This window comes from Spirosoma soli (assembly GCF_042684525.1).
Taxonomy (GTDB): domain Bacteria; phylum Bacteroidota; class Bacteroidia; order Cytophagales; family Spirosomataceae; genus Spirosoma; species Spirosoma soli.
This window is the reverse complement of sequence record NZ_JBHULN010000024.1, coordinates 1-19,451: the sequence shown is the minus strand read 5'-3', so window position 1 is coordinate 19,451 and position 19,451 is coordinate 1. Positions and strand designations below refer to the sequence as shown.

Annotated in this window: 18 protein-coding genes; 8 read left to right on the top strand and 10 right to left on the bottom strand. The window is 49.5% G+C overall.

Going from position 1 to position 19,451, the window contains the following annotated elements; translation table 11 throughout:
• Positions 1-185: 185 nt before the first annotated feature.
• Entirely contained in the window at positions 186-704 is a 519-nt protein-coding gene (locus tag ACFSUS_RS25815) for a GNAT family N-acetyltransferase (RefSeq protein ID WP_381527363.1), read from the top strand.
• Between the two features lie 237 nt (positions 705-941).
• Here ACFSUS_RS25815 and ACFSUS_RS25810 read toward each other — a convergent pair whose 3' ends face one another.
• Positions 942-1,331, bottom strand: a complete 390-nt coding sequence (locus ACFSUS_RS25810) for an amidohydrolase family protein (protein ID WP_381527361.1) — start codon at positions 1,329-1,331, stop codon at positions 942-944.
• Positions 1,332-1,527: 196 nt separating this feature from the next.
• On the opposite strand from ACFSUS_RS25810, the gene ACFSUS_RS25805 reads away from it, so the two are divergent.
• The 3 genes from ACFSUS_RS25805 to ACFSUS_RS25795 all read left to right on the top strand — a co-directional run bounded on the left by ACFSUS_RS25805 (position 1,528) and on the right by ACFSUS_RS25795 (position 3,807).
• On the top strand, positions 1,528-1,899 hold the full coding sequence (locus ACFSUS_RS25805) for a hypothetical protein (protein WP_381527359.1): 372 nt from the start codon (positions 1,528-1,530) through the stop codon (positions 1,897-1,899).
• Positions 1,899-2,687: a TonB-dependent receptor gene (locus ACFSUS_RS25800; RefSeq protein WP_381527357.1), complete on the top strand. Its 789-nt coding sequence runs from the start codon at positions 1,899-1,901 to the stop codon at positions 2,685-2,687. Before ACFSUS_RS25805 ends, ACFSUS_RS25800 begins: the two co-directional genes overlap by 1 nt.
• A 511-nt stretch (positions 2,688-3,198) precedes the next feature.
• The gene (locus tag ACFSUS_RS25795; RefSeq protein WP_381527355.1) at positions 3,199-3,807 is read left to right on the top strand and encodes a hypothetical protein; all 609 of its coding nucleotides are present in this window, start codon (positions 3,199-3,201) and stop codon (positions 3,805-3,807) included.
• Positions 3,808-3,966: 159 nt separating this feature from the next.
• On the opposite strand, the gene ACFSUS_RS25790 is transcribed toward ACFSUS_RS25795, so the two are convergent.
• From ACFSUS_RS25790 to ACFSUS_RS25775, 4 genes are all read right to left on the bottom strand, one after another.
• Positions 3,967-4,872 (bottom strand): SDR family oxidoreductase, encoded by a 906-nt coding sequence (locus tag ACFSUS_RS25790; RefSeq protein ID WP_381527352.1) that lies wholly within the window; start codon positions 4,870-4,872, stop codon positions 3,967-3,969.
• A gap of 81 nt (positions 4,873-4,953) precedes the next feature.
• Complete coding sequence (locus tag ACFSUS_RS25785; RefSeq protein WP_381527349.1) at positions 4,954-5,793, bottom strand: crotonase/enoyl-CoA hydratase family protein; 840 nt, start codon at positions 5,791-5,793, stop codon at positions 4,954-4,956.
• Positions 5,794-5,882: 89 nt separating this feature from the next.
• A complete protein-coding gene (locus ACFSUS_RS25780; protein WP_381527347.1) occupies positions 5,883-7,391 on the bottom strand; it encodes a DUF1501 domain-containing protein in 1,509 nt (502 codons plus the stop codon).
• Between the two features lie 34 nt (positions 7,392-7,425).
• On the bottom strand, positions 7,426-9,072 hold the full coding sequence (locus ACFSUS_RS25775) for a DUF1800 domain-containing protein (RefSeq protein ID WP_381527345.1): 1,647 nt from the start codon (positions 9,070-9,072) through the stop codon (positions 7,426-7,428).
• A 236-nt stretch (positions 9,073-9,308) separates the two neighbouring features.
• Between ACFSUS_RS25775 and ACFSUS_RS25770 the strand changes: the two genes are divergently transcribed.
• On the top strand, positions 9,309-10,427 hold the full coding sequence (locus tag ACFSUS_RS25770) for a trans-sulfuration enzyme family protein (RefSeq protein WP_381527343.1): 1,119 nt from the start codon (positions 9,309-9,311) through the stop codon (positions 10,425-10,427).
• Positions 10,428-10,525: 98 nt separating this feature from the next.
• On the opposite strand, the gene ACFSUS_RS25765 is transcribed toward ACFSUS_RS25770, so the two are convergent.
• Positions 10,526-13,006: a TonB-dependent receptor domain-containing protein gene (locus ACFSUS_RS25765; protein WP_381527340.1), complete on the bottom strand. Its 2,481-nt coding sequence runs from the start codon at positions 13,004-13,006 to the stop codon at positions 10,526-10,528.
• A 179-nt stretch (positions 13,007-13,185) separates the two neighbouring features.
• Here ACFSUS_RS25765 and ACFSUS_RS25760 point away from each other — a divergent pair, with 179 nt between their 5' ends.
• Positions 13,186-13,605 carry a MarR family winged helix-turn-helix transcriptional regulator gene (locus ACFSUS_RS25760; protein ID WP_381527338.1) on the top strand — a complete coding sequence of 140 codons (420 nt, stop codon included), beginning with the start codon at positions 13,186-13,188 and terminating at the stop codon, positions 13,603-13,605.
• A gap of 26 nt (positions 13,606-13,631) precedes the next feature.
• Positions 13,632-15,767, top strand: a complete 2,136-nt coding sequence (locus ACFSUS_RS25755) for a hypothetical protein (RefSeq protein WP_381527336.1) — start codon at positions 13,632-13,634, stop codon at positions 15,765-15,767.
• Positions 15,768-15,778: 11 nt separating this feature from the next.
• Here ACFSUS_RS25755 and ACFSUS_RS25750 read toward each other — a convergent pair whose 3' ends face one another.
• Positions 15,779-16,129, bottom strand: a complete 351-nt coding sequence (locus ACFSUS_RS25750) for a hypothetical protein (RefSeq protein WP_381527334.1) — start codon at positions 16,127-16,129, stop codon at positions 15,779-15,781.
• 185 nt (positions 16,130-16,314) lie between these two features.
• Here ACFSUS_RS25750 and ACFSUS_RS25745 point away from each other — a divergent pair, with 185 nt between their 5' ends.
• Entirely contained in the window at positions 16,315-16,914 is a 600-nt protein-coding gene (locus tag ACFSUS_RS25745) for an NAD(P)H-dependent oxidoreductase (protein WP_381527332.1), read from the top strand.
• Positions 16,915-18,081: 1,167 nt separating this feature from the next.
• Here the strand turns inward: ACFSUS_RS25745 and ACFSUS_RS25740 are convergent.
• The 3 genes from ACFSUS_RS25740 to ACFSUS_RS25730 form a co-directional block, all read right to left on the bottom strand.
• Positions 18,082-18,573: a hypothetical protein gene (locus tag ACFSUS_RS25740; protein WP_381527330.1), complete on the bottom strand. Its 492-nt coding sequence runs from the start codon at positions 18,571-18,573 to the stop codon at positions 18,082-18,084.
• Positions 18,574-18,692: 119 nt separating this feature from the next.
• Positions 18,693-18,980: an integrase core domain-containing protein gene (locus ACFSUS_RS25735; RefSeq protein WP_381527328.1), complete on the bottom strand. Its 288-nt coding sequence runs from the start codon at positions 18,978-18,980 to the stop codon at positions 18,693-18,695.
• A gap of 1 nt (position 18,981) precedes the next feature.
• Positions 18,982-19,451: transposase (locus ACFSUS_RS25730; RefSeq protein WP_381527326.1), on the bottom strand; the 470-nt coding region annotated here is incomplete at its 5' end.

Here is a 19,451-nt window from a genome sequence, read left to right as displayed (position 1 = left end):
AATAAACTTATAATTTATAATAAATTACTAAGTGTTTCTATTTAAGCCCATTAAGCAAAATGCCTGTCCCTTGATTTATGCGGAACAGGTTAGTTAATTAATACAGGCAGGAGAAATTTACTTACTCGAAATGGTCAGTTAAAAGGGTGTCTTTATATTTGTTTACTACTACTCTTAATACCCAAATGACCATACGACCGGCTACCCCTGCTGATTTGCCTGCTCTGATTATCTTGCTCCAACATGTGGTGCCGCTCATGCACGAAGCGGGTAATTTTCAGTGGGATAATCATTACCCGAACGAAACCGTTTTTAGCGAGGACATTGCCAAGCATCAGCTTTGGGTGGCCGAGATAAACGGTCAGCTAGCAGGTGTGGCTGCTCTTACGGAAGATCAGGAACCCGAATATGCACAGGTCGGCTTCGACATTAGCCAACGGGCCATTGTCACACACCGCCTGGCGGTCGCCCCCGCCTTTCGGGGGAAAGGTGTAGCGGCAGCCTTGTTGGCTCAGGCCGAGCAACTCGCCCTCGATCGGAACATCACGTACTTACGCATCGACACGAACTCCGAAAACCACATCACCCAAAAGTTATTTCCTAGAATGGGCTATGAGTATGCCGGAGAGATCACGCTGGGGTTCCGGCCCGGTCTACGATTCCTGGCGTATCAGAAGAAGTTGAGTGACTTTGCCGTTTCGTAGGCAGTGGGACGGTACGCCGTTGCGGGACCGTACAATCCGTCACTTGCCTCACTATGTAACACCAAACTGAGCCTTTTATGAAACAATGCTTTTATCCGTAATAGAAATCACTTTAACCAATGCTCAGCAATTGGTCTTACTAATGCTCACTCCTTCAAAAAAAGTGAGCTATTTTTCTCATAAGCTTACCCATACCAGCCTTCTTACAAAAGCTGCCTGTTCGGCAAAGTTGCTCTACTAGGGCGCCAACAAATTACCCTGTTTAAATCGTACTTTAATCTTTCGCACGTTAGTCCAGTCCATCAATGGGTTTCCCGCTAAAGCCAGAAAGCTGGCTTCAAAGCCCTCCTGCAATTGGCCAATCTTCCGCTTAGGAAAGATCGTCCTTGGCGTGGTTTCGGCCCACATCTTCAATAACGTCAGGTTATCAAAAATGCCCAGCTTTTGAAGATACTCCGCTTCCTCCACTGAGGAATCGTTGACCATGTCGCTACCGATGGCCAGTACCACTCCGTTGGCCCGGAGCAGTTGAAGGTTTTCCTGCTGAACTTTCAACACCTGGACTAAATTTGCTTTCGACAGAACCGTTGGCGGTAAGCCATACACCGCCGTACACGTAGTCACCACGACAATCCCTTTCTTAGCCGCTAAGCGGGCTGATACCTATGGCAACGAGAACAATAATATCCGGGTAAGGTACGCTACCAACATCGCAGCCATTTCTTACCAACACCGGTTTTCCAAGCGCACCTACGGGAAACTGATTTTATCAGGTTCCCGCACCAAGCAATGGTTCAATGGCGATACGGTGATTTATAAAAAAGTGAAAGAAATCCAGCAGCAAATTCCCAACAGCGAATCGACCTACACGCAGCGCAAACTTTCCCTCAATGCTTCTCTATTGCACAAAATAGGGGCTAAAGACAACCTGTCGGTGGGGGGTATTGCCGATGTTATCCAGTATAACTTGCAGGCAGCGGATTTCTACCCGATTAGTCGGTCAACGCAGAATGCGACGGGCAGTACGTTGCTGACTCAACTCTATGGTCAGTGGAAGCACCGGTTCACTAAGCGATGGACGATGAATTCGGGCCTGGCTTTCTTGCATCTGACCCTTAATGGTTCCACCGCTCTTGAGCCTAGACTAGGACTAAGTTATCAACTTGGCCCAACCAGCTCACTCAACATAGCCTGATGCAGCCGATCCTAACCTACTTCTACCAGACGCGTCAGCCAGACAGTTCATATGCGCTGACCAACAAAAATCTGGGCTTTACGCGTAGTCATCACCTGGTAATTAGTTATGACCGAATGCTTACGGAGTCGGTGCGATTGAAGCTAGAAGCGTATCACCAGTGGCTATTTGAGGTCCCTGTTGACCAGACACCCAGTTACTTTTCAATGCTGACGACGGGTAACGATTTTGGTCCAGTCAACCGGGGTAATCTGGTTAATGGAGGCACGGGGCGAAACTACGGGCTAGAACTGACGCTTGAAAAATTCTTTTCCAATAATTACTATTTCCTGGCGACGATTTTACTCTTTAACTCAACTTACAGAGGTAGTGACGGCGTTGAACGCAATACACCTTTCAACAATCACTACGTAGTAAACCTGCTCACGGGCCGTGAATTTCGGGTTGGTAGACAAGGAAATGTACTGAGCATAAACTGGAAACTAACCACCGCCGGGGGAAAGTATGTCACGCCCGTTAATCGGTCGGCTTCGGCCACTCAGCATCAACAAGTCGATGACTACAACCAGGCTTTTTCGAGTCAGAAGGCCGCCTATTTCCGAACCGATTTAAAGCTGGGTTTTAAGATAAACCGCCGTCGCCTGACTCACGAATACGCCTTGGATTTACAGAATTTTACGGGCCATCAAAACATTTTCATGCAGGCCTATAACCCCCGCACCAACACGATTGGGACTGCTTATCAACAAGGTTTTCTACCCATACCTTTCTACCGGTTAACCTTTTGACCCGTAACTCAGCAATCGAATTTCCTCATTCATGGGGGCACTTGTCTCAATTAATCACTAAAGTTTTGTTAGCTAACTGCGCTCATTTACTGGGATTGAGCTAAATGGCTATTATCTTGATCATCGAGTAAATATTTACATACACAAAAACAGCTATCCTAGATTTTTAAGTCAACTCGGTCAACGCTTTTGGATCTGTCTTACGCTAGAATAGCTTACCAATGAGCGTGTAAAATCACAATACATAGTTTCATTAAACGCTCCAATTTAAGAGCAGACACTCAACATGGATGCTTATTCGCCTAGCATAAGAGCTTTATTGTGAGACAGTTGTATTGGCAAGATTTGTGTACATTGTGTCTAACTACTTGAGTCTTTAAAGCAAAAAGCCACAGCAGTCAACAAAAGATGCTTTAACGTTTCATTAACATTCTTTTACAAGCCATTAACTAAAACTCAGCATAAAAGCATTTAAGTTTGTTGAGATTCTTTTGTACTGAAAAAGAAAAAAATGATGAAATACGCACCTGTATATGCTTTGTTCTTCTTGTTTGTTTTTTGCACCGCCTGGAAACAACAAAATAAAACTGACCGACCAACAGATATTTGTAAGTCTGAAACCAAAGGCGTAATCACCTCCTGCGAACTAACAAGTATGGCCGCAGGTCGCGCCAACTTTTCTGGGGAATGGAAACTAAATGAGTCGGAGAGTGAACTTGATAGACAGTTTCCTATTTGTATATTCGGAGAGAGGGATCATATAGTTTCTAAAACTATGAAAATAGCCGAACATGCAGATTTTCTAACTGTAGAAGTAGTGAACTCGTCTTCTAACGGAGCCTTGATTACAAGACAAGAGAAACTATTCTTCGACGGGAAAGAAAGCGAAGCTATTGTTGTCGGAAGTCCAAGGGAGAAGTCTACCGCAAGGTGGTCAGCTGATGGCCAGACGATGACGGTTATCTCGGTTAGATCGTTCGCTACAATCGCTGAGGAGCCAGATTTTAAAGTAACAGAGGTTTGGAAGTTGATTAACGATGGAAAGTCTATTTCTGTCCAGGTCAATCCGAGCTCAATCTCTCGCGAGAATACGATGAAGCTCGTATACGATAAGCGATGAGTTGTAGATTACCGCTTTTAAGGCGTGAAAGAAGCGACCGCGACGGCGTACCGTCGCGCAACCCTACGAAACCGCCAAGCGACCCAAGTTATAGCGTTTGTAGCCCCAACAGAAACGGTACGTCGAAATGCTGTCGGGGCTACAAACGAAATTAAACGCTTACGACTGTCCTTCTTTTTTACTGGCTCGGTTGGCTTGCTTGATGGTGCTTTCGATCATGTCCCACTGCTCCTCGGTGACTTTCTCGAGATGCGAAAATTCACCGGCAGACAAGACCTCCCCCCCATCAATGGTGATGCTTTCGCCCGTAATGTAGCCGGAGTAATCAGATAACAAATAAGCCGCCAGATTAGCCAATTCGCCGTGTTCCCCAACCCGCTTGAGCGGAATTCGGCTGGTTGGGTCCATCATGCTGGCCAGCGGTTCAGGAAAGAGCCGATCCCAGGCACCTTTGGTTGGGAACGGGCCGGGCGCAATGGCGTTGAGCCGAATACCATATTTACCCCATTCAGCCGCCAGTGATTTCGTCATGATCAACGCGCCCCCCTTCGCTACCGCCGACGGCACTACGTAACCCGAACCAGTTGTAGCGTAGGTTGTCGAAATATTGAGCACTGTACCGGGAATTTTGTTCTCGATCCAGTATTTGCCCACTGCCAGTGTAAAGTAGTAGGTGCCGCGAAGGACAATGTCGACAATCGTATCGAAGGCTTTGTACGACAGGCGTTCGGTGGGGCTGATAAAGTTACCAGCCGAATTATTCAATAAGCCATCAATCTTACCAAACTTCTCGACGGTTTTGTTGATAACATTTTCTATGTCGAGTGGGTTACGAACATCGCATTGAACAGCCAGCACTTGCCCATACCCATCTGTTCGGCCAACTTCGGTCATCAGTTCCTCAGCTGTTTGATCCAGAACGGCCTGACGGCGGCTGCAAATCGTAACATTAGCTCCCAGTTGAAGCAAATACCGACTTACTGACTTACCAAGCCCGGTGCCACCACCGGTTACAATAATTACTTTCCCCTTTAGCGCATCATCGCGCAGCATTCCTGTAGTCATATTGAGTGAAAGAGTGAAAGAGCGGAAGACTGAAAGGGCGAACAGACAAACCACTCTTTCGCTCATTCAGTTTTTCACTCTTTAATATCCTCGGTTTGTTTTCTTGTTGAACTCGGCTTTTCGTTTTTCGAGCGTTGCCTGCATGGCCTCGCTGAAGTCGTCAGATTGCAACTGACTTGAATTCCAGACGGCAACGTACTGGAGCCCATCTTCGATGGATTTGTTCAGGCTGTAATTAAGCACTTGTTTGGCTCCCTGCACAGCCGTGGCGGGGTTGTCAGCAATCTGACCGGCCAGGGCTGCGGCAGCCTCGAACAGAGCCTCGGGCGTGTCGTACACGTGGTTAACCAGTCCAATACGTTCAGCGAAGGCAGCGTCGTAGTCAGCCCCCGTGAACGCCATCTCCCGCGTGAATCCCTGCCCAATGATGGGCGGTAGCCATTGCAAGCCACCAATGTCGGGCGTGATAGCCAGTTTTGCTTCGCGAAGGCTGAATTTGGCCTCACGTGAGCATAGCCGGATATCCGCAGCGGCAATCATATTTACGCCCCCGCCAATGCACCAGCCGTGTACGGCAGCAATCACGGGCTTCGGTGATTGATGCATCTTTTGGAAACCCAACTGCATTTGCCGAATTTGGGCCATGAGGTTAACCCGCTGATGCGCCATGACGGCTCCCGTGGTCATGGCGCTCAGGCGAGGCATCATCTGCGCGACGTTAAGGCCGTAGCTATAGTGATCGCCACTGCCCCGGAAGACAACACAACGTACCTCGGCCATTCGGTTGATTTCATCCATGGCTTTGGGCAGTTCATCCCAAAACTCCGGCCCCATGGCGTTTCCCTTGCCTGGTCCGAGCAGCGAGACAGTCAGCACGCCGTTGGCTTGCTCGAATGATAAAGACTGATAGGTTTGTTCCATAGCTAATAGTATGCTTGCATACGATCAGCGTAAAGGTAGCAGAATTTCGCATAAGCAGCGCACCTCGTCAGAGAGCGCCAGATCTAACCCTATCCAGTCATCCGAATGGAGTAAGGGCCGGTAAATTTCAGCAGCCCCTCTAACCTGATATTTTTGACGGTAACCGTTTGCCCGACCGTCAGCGTATGCCCAGCGTTGATTTTAACGTATTCATTCGCAAACGGAACCCGGCCAACGGTCCAGCGCGTTCGGTCCATCCAATCGCCCGAGGCAACGGTTTCGACCATGTTGGAAAACAGCGACGTTGTCGGAAAATTGCGGAACAGCAGCGTATCGGTCGTCGAACGGGCCGTACCGAACCAGTCGTTGAGGACATCGGAATACACTCGTCGGAAATCAATTTGCATATCGATTTCTTTATCTCCCCATTGGCCAGTCAGGTTCGATAAGTTTGGGTTTTGGCCAATGGTGCGATGTTTCACACTGGTACCAAATACAAACATCGGCGCAGCAATACCGTGGTCGGTTCCTTTCGAGTTGTTGGAATTGGCCCGCCGTCCAAACTCGGAAAAAGTCATACCTACGACCCGATCTTCAAGCCCCTGCAATTTTAAGTCCTGTTGGAAGGTCGAGATCGCCACCGAAAGCTTACCCAGCAAACTGGCATGCTCTCCCTGGGTAGTGTCACTGTTATCGACCTGACTGGCGTGCGTATCAAATCCACCCAGCGACACAAAGTAGATTTTTGTCTTGAGCCCACCGTGAATCAGCCGGGCCACAATCTTCAACTGATCGGCCAGGGAGTTTTTAGCCGTCGCATCAGGATACGTCGCCAGGTTTTTGCCCGCGTCGGCCGCTCGCTTGATTTCACCGGCGTACCCTACCGAAAGGGCCTGTTGCTTACGGATATACGTAATCAGGTCGCCCGCATCGCAACAGGGTACATCGGTGGGTGATGCGGCATCACCTGAACCAACCAATTGGTAGAAACTATTCGGATCGTTGAGTGCAATTCCCATCGATTGTTGACTCCCAAGCAGTGCGGTTGAGGTCAAATAGCCGATTTGAATGGCCAGCGGGTCTTCCATTTGCGGATTGGGATAATTGGCGGGATAACCCGGGAAGGAGTTTTCCAGATAGCGTCCGGCCCAGCCCGACGCAGACGTCTGGTTAGCGTCGACGGCCGTCATCCAGATGTCAGTCGAGCGAAAATGCGACTGATCGGGGTTGGGATACGATACGGAGTGAATAATGGACAATTTACCCTCGTTGTATAAATCCCGCATACCCGTCATAGCCGGATGGAGTCCCGTTGCCTGATTGCCTTCTAACGTCAGAATTTTGTTTTGTGGTATAGCGATATTGCTACGTAGCCCGTTATAGGCCGATAGCTGATCGACAGGAATCACCGTGTTCAGCCCATCGTTACCGCCATTCAAATACACGATCACCAACACCCGGTCGTTGTTAAGGGCCGTGGTTCCCAGCAGCGCCTGCACCAGAGCCGACTGCCGATTCATGGCTTTCAGGCCAAAGCCATTCAGCATAACGGGAAGTACGCTTGCCGAAGCCGACGCTAAAAAGTCTCTGCGTTTCATACGAAAATAGGTCAGTTAGTCGGTGGCTTTTCTGTTAAAAGAGGTGGTATTCAGCCATTCGGAGCATATACTTCATAAGGTTCTGCAAGCGCCAGGTGACGGCATTTCTCTTATTTGTATCGGTTGGCGCCCGGCGGTAGGCATTCCATTCAAATGTCCAGGAGGAGCGCGGAATGCCCTGCATCATGATTGTATCAATCAAAAAATCCTTCTGCGACTGATACAACTCTCTGGCAAACAAGTTCTTAGAAAAGCCATTCTGCACATCAACGCAGGAAATAGCGGGCGTTCCGGTCACATCCGAGAAATTGGGCTGGAGCGCCGTCGCCCAGGCCACTACGTCGATGCCCATTTTATACCCAGGCTTTACGGTAAGCCATCGCCAGATAAACGCATCAGTATAGTCGCTGCGCAGAGCGATGGTTGTGGTGTTCATCCAGATTTTGGAATAGCCAGTCTGGTAATAAGGTTCGTAGCCGAACACCGTGGGCTGGTCGATTAACGCCAGCTGCAAATCACGCATTCGCCAGAATACAAAGTCGAAATACGTCTTGAACGCGGCATAGTCCGTGGTCATGTCCGGCACGGGCTGGTTAAAAAATCGCAGGGCACCAACGGCCAGCTCAGCGGGCGACTTAATCATAGCCCCGATATTGGCTTCGTCGAAAAGGATCTGGCTTGTCAGCAGCTTGACGATGACCGGCTGAATGGCATAATCATTCGCCGGACTCGCAAAAAACGTAGCCAGTGGCCCAATTACGTTATCTTCAATGGCCTGCGTTACGTTCGGATTAACGTACCAGCGGTACAGCTTTCGGCAAATGAACCGGGGGGTTTGGGGATGCTTGAGCAGCATCGTCACCAAACTGTCTAGTTCAACATCACCGGTCGTTTTGCCCTGAGGTACGGTACCTGCTGCGGGTGTTTTGATAATCGTATTGTTGTACTTGGCCGAAAACTGTTTATCTGTTTTGTCGTGCTTGCTGTCGGCAAACGTCGTTGTAAAACTGGTTGACCCGACTACCCAGTAGTTGGTGTACTTCCAGCCGGTGAGCACCCTGGCTGCGGCCTTTATATCATCTTCGGTGTAGTTTTTATTCCCGGCGAAATCAACCGCTCCTACCGTAAATAGCTCCTGAAGTTCGCGGGCGTAATTTTCGTTGGGTTTGCCTACTTCATTCTCGTTACCATTCAGGTAACGTAGCATAGCGGGTTCTTTGCTGATTCTGGTGACCAAAGTCCTGAAGTTGCCCAGCGCGTTGTTTCGCAGCAGGAGCAGATACTGATTCACAAACCGGTAATCATCGACCACTTCGCGGGTGGTTACGAAGTGATTCTGCCAGAAAAGCGTCAGTTTATCGAGCAGGCTTGGCGGGGCCGTTTGGGAGGTCATTAAGCCTAACCACCAATAACGTAGATAGTGCCCGAAGTCGAAATTTCGATCCCCGTTGAAGGGTTTGTCCAGATACGTCTGCCCCGCCGTTGGTTTGGTGCTGTCCAGGTCGACTGGGGGCGGGGGCGAATAATTAGCATTGCTGATCAGTTGCTGCACCGCCTGCGTAGCCGTTACCCCGGTAAAGTTAGTTATTTCGGTTTGCGTCGGCCCAAAGGTAGCCCGGCGAAGCAAGTGAGCGGCCGTTCTGGCTGTTAGCGGTTCGGTGTACAGGTCCAGGTAAGGCATCAAAGAGCTAGATTAGCAGAATAAGGCACATAATAAACTCATAAATAAACATAAACAAGATTTTTTAAACAAACATAATATAATTTAATTCCTCACTATTCCTTTCTGTTTGTTGTTACTAACCTAAGTTTCTATTCGGTAGGCTAACGAATGACAAGCAACTCAGTATTCCTGTCTATTTTTAGCGCTCGGCAGATTTAGTAACCCGCTGACTTATCTTACTCTGATTATACGGTATGCATTTCGATACGATTGCGCTCCATGCTTCCCATGCACCTGACCCTGCGACCGGTGCGGTTGTTTCGCCTATCCATCTATCAACAACCTTTGCTCGCAACGAAACAAACGAGTTGCCAGCCAATTACCTATACGCTCGCAACAACAATCCGACCCGCGAAGCGCTGGAGAAAGCCCTGGCGGTGCTGGAAGGTGGAGCGGTTGGCATGGCCTTTAGCTCAGGGCAGGCAGCTACGATGACCCTCCTTCAGGCACTTCGACCGGGCGACCATGTGTTGCTGTCTACCGAAGCGTATTACGGTACGCCCGCCCTGCTTGAGCAGGTATTTCACCCCTGGGGCCTTACGTATACCCGTGTAGACATGCGAGACCTCGACGCCGTGCAGGCATCCATTCACGAAAACACTCGAATTGTTTGGTGCGAAACGCCCTCTAACCCCATGCTGGCCATTACGGATTTGCTATCGGTGGCGCGGCTGGCGCATGAAGCCGACGCCCTTTGTGTTTGCGACAACACCTGGGCGACTCCCGTACTCCAGCGTCCTTTAGAACTGAACTGCGATGTGGTGATGCACTCGACCAGCAAATACCTGAGCGGGCATAGCGACGTATTGGGTGGAGCGTTAGTGTTTAAAACCAACAACGAATTTACGCAGCGTGTCCGGACGCTACAGAGCTTATCAGGGGCGGTTCCTTCGCCGTTCGACTGCTGGTTGGTGAGCCGGGGCATTAAAACCTTGGGCGTTCGTATGCGGGCGCAGATGGCTACGGCGCAAGTTGTTGCTGACTTTTTAAGCGATCATCCGGCGGTTGAGCAACTCCATTATCCAGGTTTGTCAACCCATCCCGACCGAGCGATTGTTCATCAGCAAATGAACGGACCAGGCGCTATGGTTTCCGTACAGATAAAAGGAGGAGCTGAAGAAGCGTTACAGTTTATTGGCAAGCTAACGTTGTTTACACGAGCCACCAGTCTGGGGGGCGTTGAGAGTTTAATTGAGCATCGGGCCAGTTCCGAGGGCGCCAACTCATCAACCCCCGTCAACCTTCTTCGGCTGTCCATTGGGCTTGAGCATGCCGAGGATCTGATTGCGGATCTGGCACAGGCATTAAGGTAGTGGGCAGGGGTTACGAGGTATGGTCAGGAGTCGTTCGCTCTTTATCAATCAATGACAATACCTAATAACCTTCTGACCACTCTTGACCTCACAGTTTTCTACGCTCCTCCGGCCCGACGTTTTTCGTCTTCGGCACCACTCGTGCGTCGGCGTATAGGCGTAACTTTGTCATTACCAAACCGGTACGAAAACGAAACGGTGGCGACCCGCGAATCCCGGCGCTGGTAAAACCGCTCGATATAGTTATCGTAAGCCGACACAGCCCGTACTTTCTGCGTAAAGAACACATCCGCTACGTTTATGCGCAGGGTTCCTTTCCGGTCCCAAAGGGCTTTTTGCAACCCAGCGGTTACCTGACCATTGGGTTGTACGCGTAGAAAACCGTACTGCTCCCCCGACTGGAAGCTGCCGTTCAGCTCGGCCGACCAACCCTTGCCGAACGTAAAGGTGTGGTTACTGCTCAGGTTAAACGCCGGGCGACCTTTGTTCAGCGAAGTACCCGCCAAGTTGCCCACAAAGTGGCTGTAATAGAACACGGCATTGTTGTACATCTGCCACCATTTAGCGGGTTGTACAGGTGCTGTAATTGTCAAAGCGAAATAATCCTGCCGGTTGAGGTTTACGCTGGTCGACAACACCGTCGAGTCGGTTTCGGGTTGCACCACCCCAATGATGGGCAGGCTCGTACGGGCATAGCTCAATCCCGTGCTAAACGTCCCCTTGAACGTATGCGTCAGTTCGAGGTTGTAGCTAGTTTCGGGACGTAGGTTGGGATTGCCTGAGCCAGCTGTAGTCGGATCGATGATGATGCGAAATGGATTCAACTGCCCGTACGATGGTCGATTAATCCGACGGCTCAGGGTCAGATTCAGCTCATGATTTTTGCTCAACGTCCGTTTGATGGCTGCGCTGGGGAACAACTGCGCGTACCGACGGCTGAAGCTACTGTCGCCCACGGCCTGTCGTCCTTCAGCTATCGTCTGCTCAACGCGCAGGCCAAACTGAAGCGTTGTTTTGGCTAATGTACGGTTCCAGTTTCCATAGGCAGCTAAAATGGTTTCGTCGTACTTGAAGCGGTTTGACCGGTTAGGGTCAATCGTTGTCAGAAAACCTTCGGTTAGGCGAAACACCACATCGTTATCAGACGATACGCGGCTGGCTTTCACCCCCGCTTCGATCCGGCTCCGTCGGGCGAGCGGACGCGTGTAATCCGCTTTGGCTGACACAATTGTCAGGTCACCCTGCTGGTCACCGTCCAACAACGTACTACTGCGATTAGACAAAGTGTAGGTGGTCGATAACTGTTGCAGGCGGCTCGTGCGGTAACGGGCATAATCAACATCAGCCGTCAGTTCCGGACTGTTCGATGAGTCGGCAAACGTGTGTTTGAAATTCAGATTGGCCGAGCCATTCGGCGAAACAAAGCTGCGGATATTACGCGCGTTGTAGATGTCCGTTGGCTGGCCGCCAGCGTCGTAAAGCGTCGTTTGGTTCTCGCCAAGCTGGCCCGGCGCACGATTTTGCTGGTAGCTACCCACCGCACCCAGCACGGTTCGTTTCGAGAGCGTATAGTCGAATCCGGCCCGTACCGAATGCGACAGGAAATTCATCCGGCTCCGGTTAATCTGGTCGCTACTACCCGTCAGCGTCTGTTGGCGGTTCGGGTCGACGGCCGCATCGGCAGACCGAAAGAAGTCGCGGTGGATATCCAGTTGCGCGAGGCCATCCCGGTTGGCATAATTATAAGATCCAAACAGGTTCAGCCCTTTCCGCCGATTGTTAAGCGAGACACCCGCCGTGTATTTGTCGTACTGGCTACGTCCGTAGCTGGCCTGTATTGTGCCATTGGTCCCTAGGCGCTGGTCTTTCCGGAGATTGATAGCGATAACCCCTGCCGTGCCCTGCGCGTCGTATTTAGCGGGTGGATTGGTGATTAGTTCAATGCTTTTTAACTGATCGGCCGGTAACGCCCGCAGATAATCAGCCAACTCCGAGCCGGTCATGGGCTGGCGTTTGCCGTCGATGAGTACCAAAACGTTCTGCCGACCACGCAGGGCTAAGTTGTCGTTGTTATCGACCGTCACGCCCGGTGAGCGGGCCAGCACGTCTAAAGATGTATTTCCGGCTGCCAGCGAACTACCTTCTACATTCACGACGGTACGATCAGCTTGTCGCTCGTACAGCGGTTTCTGCGCCACGACCTTCACTTCGTTCAACGTGGTGTTCTGACTGGGCCGGAGCACCAGGGCGGGTACAGTTTGATCCCCCGTTGCTACGTCGACCACCGCTGATTTAGCTCGGGCGAAGCCAACTTGTGAAGCCGCTACGTAATAACGTCCAGCAGAGGGTATTGAAAACGCATACGCACCTTCGGCATCGGTAAATTCGGCCTTAACCACGACCGAATCACTCGCCCGGTGGAGCGTAACCGTAGCGAATTCAACGGCTAATCCGGATTCCGTCCGAATATTACCCCGCAGGTGAGCAGTTGTTTGGGCAAGAGCAACCTGACTCAGCACTAACGTGAAGAGTAGCAGAAGCCGAGCAAGAAAGCTGTTTAGGTAAAGCGGTGTTTTCATAAATAAGCGGCACTACAATCGCCGGGAACAAACCTATGATATATCATTTAATTAAAGACAAGGATTTAGAATGAATTGAGCAAAAAGCAGGGTGAACGAACTATTTTGGGGATGAACGGTTGGATTCCGACAAGTTTAGATATACTTGTAGTGACTAACTTACCTACCGTGACAACCTTATGCTCGATGATGTTATTTTTTACGTGCTCGAAAAGACGATTAAACGCTACCGGCAATTTGCCCAGAGTAGTATTGATCAGGCCGGTCTGCCTATTACCATCGATCAGTGGTTGGTATTAAACATAATTCAGGAGTCGCCCGCGCTGGGGCAGACCGAAATTGCCGAGCGAGTCTTCAAGGATCAGGCATCCGTAGCCCGCATTATTGACTTACTAGTCAAGAAGGACCTGCTCGTTCAAAATACGAGTCAGCAAGACCGGCGCCGGGTCGACCGTACCATTACGCCCCAGGGCCAGGCGTTGCTGAAGGCCGTTACGCCCATTGTACATCAGTATCGGAGCACGGCCTTACGAGGGCTGTCGGAGTCGAGTATTGAACAACTTCGGCAAACCCTGGAAGCGATCTATGCAAATTGTTAACCGGTAACTTTTACCCTGTTTTGGCTATGATGTCATACAGCTACACGCGTCGATGGTACGCATTATTTACTTTACTGTGGCTGGCAGGTAATTTCGGCGGCCAAATCCTGAACGCCCAATCGGTGGTTACGTATGCAGGAGGTACCGGAAAAGAAGTGTTTTATGATGCGCTTCGCCTGACGAATGGAAATTACCTGGTTGGCGGCTATGCCGATGATCTAAATTGGGTTGCGTCGGGAGTTCCCCGGCAGGTGCTCAATCCTCAGGGGATCAAGAACGGTACCGGCACCAATAAAATTGGCTTTATCTTACACTTGAGCAGTGACCTGAAAACGATTCTTCAGGTAGTTCATTTTCCGAAAGGAGCTGTCGAGGACGTGCGCTTTATTAAGGTCTCCAGTACTCCTGGCCAACCAACGGGGGAGGTATTTATTTCGGGAAACACCAGCGATACCAAAGCCAACAATGGTGGCTACTTCATCGCGAAACTAAACAATAACTTCGTGAGTGGCATCCCCACCGATCTGGCCTGGGCCGTGCCGTTGTGGGCCGTTGGTTACCCCAAAACGTACCATCCCTGGGATGTGGGTTCCGATGGTAAAGTGGTGTATATGTGGGGGGAATCGCACGGGTATGACTGGGCCGAAGCCCGCCGGTTAGACGCTAACGGCGTAGCCGAGGTCGTTCCGAACTGGCGCTATCATAAACTCAAAACGGGTTCTGAATTTGCGGGGTTAGCGTCGGCAGCACCGGGCGGTACCAGTGCCATCAGTTATAGCAGCATCATTTTCAAGCGGGCTGGGCGCTGCGATCTGCGCTCATGGACACTGGACGATTATAACCTGGTTCAACCCGATGGCAACGGGGGTACCCGAAAAGGAAAGTGGCCGCTGGACGCTTTCTTCTCCGGGCCAGGCGATCCATCTACGGGTGGAGGGGCGGGTGGCCAGGGCTATACGGGCTATTCCCCGGCCGCCACCTTCGTGTATGGTCCGTCGGCGCTGGTCATTGACCGACGGACGAATGCTTTTTACATCGGTATGAACATCAAAAGCGTGCTGCCCGACGGCAATCCTGATTTTGAACCAGCCGTGTTGGCGTACGATAATTCCGGCACCTTGATCTGGTGGAGTCGGCTCTATCACGAAATCAGGCCAAATGGCACTCTGGTCAACTCGTCACCCGACCAATACGTAGATGATTTAGCCATTGATTACTCAAAGCCGGTTTCGTCGGCATCGCTGGTGGTACTGGCCCGCAGCCACGGTAACAACTCTGAGAACCTGTGGGAAGGCAATACCGTAGCGGCTAATCCAGGCGGGACGGGTTTCCAAAATCAGTTTACGGGTAACAACGGCAATATTCACCTGAGCTGGCTGGGCAAATTTAAACTGGGCGACGGCACCCTGACGAATAGCACTTACCTGGGCGAATTTAATGAAGGAAGCAACAACTACGGAGCCGCCTTGACTGATCCTAACCTGGATGGATGGCCAAATCCCAATGGTGGCTGGCCCAATCTGAACACGACCCGCTGTACGGATGTAAAAGTCACCGACGATGGGGCGGTATGCGTAGTCTGTGCGGGTCGAAAAACGATTACCACCGCCAACGCCTTTCAAAAGAACGTAAAGCCTGGTCAGGGAACTTCGCCCTGGAGTCAGTTTGTGCGCATCTACAAACCCGATCTGTCATCGGTTAGTTACAGTTCGCTCATTACCGGTCAGTTCAACCCGGCCACCGGTGCCGGTGGTGATAATACCGAGTTGTATAACGTGCTTCCCGTCGCCAATGGGGTGTTAGCGCTGGGTATGCATAAAGAAAACACGAGTAGCCCAGGCACATCGTTGGGCAACGCCGTACCAACGGCCAACGCACCATCTTGGGGCAGTACAACGCCAAATGGCCAAAGCGCCATACTGGCCTACCTCCAGACCAGCCCTCTAACTGTCAGCGTTTGCGAGTCAGCCCAGTCGGGTGAGTGGACAAGCTCGACTACCTGGTCATGCGGACGCGTACCAACAAGCACCGATGTAACAATCATTAATAGCTCGCACATTATTACAATATCAACGAACACTGCCCAAACCAAACAATTGATTTACAAAGGCGGGAAAGTTGTATTTTCTGCCCAAAATGCCCGGTTGTTCGTCGAAAAATGATGACCTCTTTATTAGTCTTTCTTCCAGTGTTTTGGCAAGACCGGCGGCAGTGGTTTTATGAAGGGAACGGCCGGTTGATTTGGTTTGGGGTAGGTTGGCAGCACTGGCAATGCTGAATACTGTATTGATGAATCAGGCACTTTCACGGGCATATTATCCAGGGTAGCCCGTACTACGTTTGGTAGATCACTCTTATACCGATAAAACGAGTTGTTCGCTCCTATATTTGGCATCAAGTCCGGCGGAAAGACAGACGGCATAGAATCGCTCCGCATTGAGGTGTGTCCATGTCGAATGGCCGTTGCCGGTACCTGTACATAAGCATACACGCCTAGTAAGAGCAAACATGCGATTAGTTTCATGGCTTTATCGTTAAGTGAAAGCTGAGATTATAACCTAGAGCTACACAGAGGGTCTATCTATCCTAACTCCACTAATAGAAAGGACCCACCTCCTATTGAATACGTTGCAACGTCAGCCTGGTTTTATCAAGAAACTAATCGCTTAACCTTGTAGTTACTAGACCAAATTGATTCAACCTGACGCAATGAACATCGCCTTAATTTCCACTTCATCGCGCAAAAACAGCAATTCACTGCGTTTTGCCAATTACGTCCGACACGTACTGACTGAAACCAGCCAGCACGATGTTTCGATTGTCAACTTCGAGAACTACGACATACCCTTTGTGGGACAAGGATCGGTTAAAAAAGACAGCCTGACCAACTTCCAGCAGGAGTTGATCAGCGCCTGGGAAGGGGCCGATCTGGTCATCTTTGCCATGCCCGAATACAATTGGACGGCTCCTCCGCAGGCCACAAACACCATCCATCAGCTCGGCGGTCCCGCGTTTAAGCACCTTTTCGAGAACAAAGTGTTCGCCATGGTCGGCATCTCAAACGGACGGGGAGGTCGTCAGCCCGCGCTAGATATGACGACCGTAGTCAATAAAATCATCAGCTTCACCAACAGCTATTCAATCGTATCGCCAAAGTTGTACGAATCGCACGAGACGGATAAGAACCTGGACGAGAACGGACAATTTATTGGACACGAGGTGTACGAACGAACCGCCCGTGCCTTTATAGATTACACGCTGAACGTATCGCAACGTTGGCTGGCTCCAAATCTGGTGGAGACGAAATAAGCTAACGCTACGGATTGTATTGAAAACAGCAAAAAGCCTGGACGTACTGATCCGGGCTTTTTGCTTGGGCAAATGTTTCAGACACCACAAGTGTTTACCTTTCCAACCGTATCAATCAACTTCGGGTCTATTGCACATTGAAGAAACCAGCGTAGTAGTAGAACCACCGAAGCGCCGGGCGGCCGGGAGTCCAACGGTAATCCGAAACTACTATTCTCTATATGTATGCCGATGAAAGAGGCCCGTTTGCATATTCCCTTGTTGTAGGCTTATTTGCTTTACTATGCTCAGGTCTTTTGCTGACTGCCTATGGTATTTATCTACTTCTCAGATCATCCTACAAAAGAAAAGAGAGTACTATCTTTGATAGGTTTTGAGTGGGTTGTTTTGGATAGGCTACCTCATAAAAGCGCTCCTTGGAGGAGATTCTGTTTAGTATAAAATCCAGAACCGATTGATTTAATAACTCTGAACGTTTCTAAGAAAAATTTCTTTACATATTCATAGTTATAAAACTAGGCTTAGAGAAGTGCAAATCATTGATGAATAGCTAGTTTGTACTTTTCTCCCAACGTACTTTAGGTAGAAAACCGAAGTATAGCTTGAACTCAAAAGCATCAGTGTTAACAGACGGGTTCGCTTCTTTTACGGCTTCGATAAATCTAAGGAAGCCATCATCTATAACAGAAGGTAGAACGCGAACAGAATCAAGTTGATCTGTTAAGTACGTTACTTGCTAGTAGCGGGTATTGTACACATCAGACAGCTCTGTGAGCTTAATTGACTGAATGCTGGAGAGGGGAATCCTATTCTGGCTGTTCTCTACGTAGAAAAACTCTGAATCGAACTTGATTGGCCGGTAAAAAGCTCCAAATCTGTAGGCCAGTAAAACAACGATAAACGGTATAAAGTGGGCCAAGTTCTTTACATTCCAAAAGGTATCAGCTAAGTAATTTTCAACACCTGCGTATAACAAAGTGAGCAAGGTTACTATTCTAAATAAATTTTTAAAATGATCAGGATAGCTACTCATTAAAGTACGACGACAAATCTCAGAAAAGTATTATTTGATTAATAGCCAGTAGTTTGTACTCTTGCAAGCCCAGTTTTATAACTAACTTTATGTAAAGAGAATAAAGACAGAAATATAGTCAACTTGTCGTTGACTCAATATGAGTTGAGTGCAACTGATTGTGTGTAAGGAGCTAACCCCATTGCATAGCCCTTAATGAAAATGGTTTTAGGCTGCGAAGTAGGAATGTCCTTCAGTCGGTTGGCAACATCATAAAACGATAATACGTAACGCGTCCTGCTTTGTAAATCGTCGATCACCAAGCCATCCCGATGCTCTCCGGTCAGGTAGACATCAGCATTGTCAATCGTATTCGTTAGCAAATTCTGTTGCTTTTCTCGATCTAAAATAAATTCGTAAACTGGTATCTGGCCTTGAAAAACTTTGGCCCGTATACTGCCATGTGGCTCTAATTTAATCACCACCTTCCCATGATTGACCATTAGGTCGCTACTAGAACCAGCCCACTGATTCTGAATAGTTTCCAAATCCTGTTCATACTCTTTCTGACAGCCTGACGAGACAAAAGCTAAAGAAGATATTACTACGAGTAAGGCAGTTTTAGAAGCGGTTAGTGAAGACCTCATGATTAAGAACAGTTAGAAGATTTACAAAGCATTGCAATATAACTATAATGACCGTAGAATAACTATTAAAATAGTTTATTGTATTACCCTGATTTTACTTGACAGATTTAGATTCATTTTTATGCAGCCGACATTGAGTCTATCGATCGCATTTTGGCTGCTTGCCGACGTTTCGTTACCCGCCACTTCTTGATTAACTCACCTTGCATTCGATGCGCTTGGTCGGGGGTGTAATAGTCACAGCTCCGATGCGGTCGTAACTGATTGTAGTTCTCAATCGCTCGTTGAACCCCTTCTTCGGCTGCTGCGTAAGTGACAAAGCCCCGGTTGAGTAACATATCCTCCTTTATGGTCCGATTGACTCGTTCAGCCAATGCATTCTCGTACGGATCGCCCTGTTCAGTCATGCTAATGGCAATCTTGTTTTTCCGTAACAGACCCGTATACGCATGACAGCAATACTGAACGCCCCGGTCCGACCGGGCAGCCGGCGCTGTGGTGAATCAAGTGCTGCCTTGCTTTATTGGCTTTCAAAGCCATCTTCAACGCACTTAATGGCCCTACCATTTCTAAAGTAGGATGCAGCGCCCAACCGACTATTTTTCGTGAATAGGCATCGGTGATCAAACTCAGGTACGCGAACCCACGAGGCAGGGGCAAGTACGTGATATCGCTTACCCATTGCTGATTGGGTGCGTCTACGTTCTTCCCTTTCACCAGGTTAGGATACTTGCGGAAGGGGGTGATTTGACCGCTCCGGCCTTTAGGTTTGTGGGGTGAGATTATTCCAAGAATGGAGTAGCTTGCCAGCAAGTAAAACGGACTGGCACATCCTATCGCTCGGCTGGGCTGCAGACCCATGGGCCGATTCAGAGGCC